This window comes from Micromonospora sp. NPDC051924 (assembly GCF_055586005.1).
The window spans coordinates 1-1837 of record NZ_JBVJJA010000110.1 but is presented as its reverse complement, the minus strand read 5'-3'; the positions used below and the strand labels follow the sequence as shown (position 1 = coordinate 1837).

The following is a 1837-nucleotide window of genomic DNA, read 5'->3' as shown; positions in this document are numbered from 1 at the left end:
GCCTGCCGCAGGACGATCTTCTCCTTCAACGCGGTGCTGGTCACGTCGTAGACCACGTCCGCGCCACCGGCCACACCCGGATACGTCACCGTCGAGCCGGACACCTTCGGCGTCACACCCCTGGCGGCGCCCGCCAGGCCCAACTCGATGCTCCGGCCATCCCGCTCGAACCGCACCAGCTCGTCCGAGCTGCCGCCGAACAGGCTGGTGAACGAGTTCGTCCGGTTGCCCTGCACGTACCCGCGCTCGTTCGCCGGGCGGACCGTGGTGTCAATCGGCTGCCAGTCGCCCTTGCCGTCCTGGTAATGCAACGGCACCGCCGAGATCTCCGCCTGCAACCGCCCGTCCGACAGCTGATAGACCCTGGCGTTCTCGGTCCGCTTGCCGGTCAACTCCTTGACCCGCTTCTGCGGCGGCCACTTCCGGCCAACGAGGCGCTTCTCGTCCCGGAACAGCCCAGCGCTGATCACCTCAGGCTTCGCCCGACCCGGCCCGCCGTCCACCAGGCCGCGCGCGGCATCACCAAGGCGGGACAGGAACCCTCGCTCATCGTCCTTGGCGCTCGCCGTCTTGTCAGTGTGGTCGGGACTCCGGTCCGGTAGGACCTCCATCCCGCCCAACGTGGCCACCAAGGCCAACGCCAGACCCCCGATCAGGGGCCCCCGCGCTCTCTTCTTCACCCGTCACCCTCCGGTCTACAGGCAGACACGATGGGTAAAGATCTCAAGACGAGATACACACAGCTCTATATGGGAGATACTTTTTCAGCCCAACCACCAATATACATTCGTCAATACGAGCATCGATCGGATCTCGGCGGCCGCCGCGCCCGGCACGGCCGGTCAGGCCGCGCTGGCCGCGCTGGCCGGCGGAACGTACGAGGCGAGCGCCCAGGCCGACCGGGTCGAGCAAGCTGCCGCAATTCCGGACGGGGACGTTCACCCCGCCCACCTCAGGTCAGAAGGTCCGCTATTCCAGTCGACGACCACCGGCGCGAACCCGAGGATCGTCGGCGGCAGCACCGTCAGCGCCTCGCAGTACCCGTGAATCGTCGGCGTCGTCACCTACCCGGACAACAATGCCGGCGTCGGCTGGTGCACCGGCACTGTCATCGCCCCCAACACGGTGCTGACGGCGGCGCACTGCACCGTGGTCGGGGCCGGTACGACCCGGGTCATCGCCGGGCACGACCAACTCATGGACGAGGCCGTCGCGATTCAGGTCCGGCAGGGCAACGCGCGAAAAGGGCCAAACGACTCCTGCAGCCAGCCCGCTGGCGTATCGCTGACGAGCACAGCTTCTACCTGCAACGATTGGCAATCGCAAGGTAGAAGCAGGCGGGATGCAGGTCATCGACCTGCGGGCGTGGATCGAGCAGCGTCTTAGGAAACCGATGCTCTATCCCCTGAGCTGCGAGGGCGCGAGGCCCTAGGGTGCCTGCCAGCGGTTAGCCGCGAGTGCCCAGGACTGCCCAACCGCGCCCACTGCTTTGACCCGCCGTTGCTCCAACCGGTGGAGCACACACCGAGCACGCGGTCATCGCCCAACAACGTCGACAACCGGCTGGCGCCCAACCATGAGCCTTTTTCATCGGGACGGTGCAGGTCACGGCAGGTGGAACCCTGGCGCCCCGGTGCTGCGGCGCCTGCCGCGTCGGCTGCGAAAATCGTTGTCCGGTTGTTGGAGCACACTGGTAGAAAGCCGGAGTGCAAAAGATTTTGACGTTTCCTGATCAGCTGCGGCTCATTGACGAACGGTCGACCGCCTTTCGCGCCGCGGTCGCCGCGGCACCCAGCCTCGACGTTCAGATGCCGACCCATCCCGAGCGGACGCTGTT

The 1837-nt window shown here is 66.6% G+C and carries 3 protein-coding genes; 2 read left to right on the top strand and 1 reads right to left on the bottom strand.

The window, feature by feature from the left end:
* The coding region (locus ACZ6S5_RS34835) for a hypothetical protein (protein ID WP_466006541.1) at positions 1-611 on the bottom strand (611 nt) is incomplete at its 3' end.
* 10 nt (positions 612-621) lie between these two features.
* On the opposite strand from ACZ6S5_RS34835, the gene ACZ6S5_RS34830 reads away from it, so the two are divergent.
* Together ACZ6S5_RS34830 and ACZ6S5_RS34825 are read left to right on the top strand one after the other, a co-directional pair.
* On the top strand, positions 622-1047 hold the full coding sequence (locus ACZ6S5_RS34830; protein ID WP_466006540.1) for a hypothetical protein: 426 nt from the start codon (positions 622-624) through the stop codon (positions 1045-1047).
* Complete coding sequence (locus ACZ6S5_RS34825; RefSeq protein WP_466006542.1) at positions 1048-1386, top strand: trypsin-like serine protease; 339 nt, start codon at positions 1048-1050, stop codon at positions 1384-1386.
* Positions 1387-1837 lie beyond the last annotated feature (451 nt).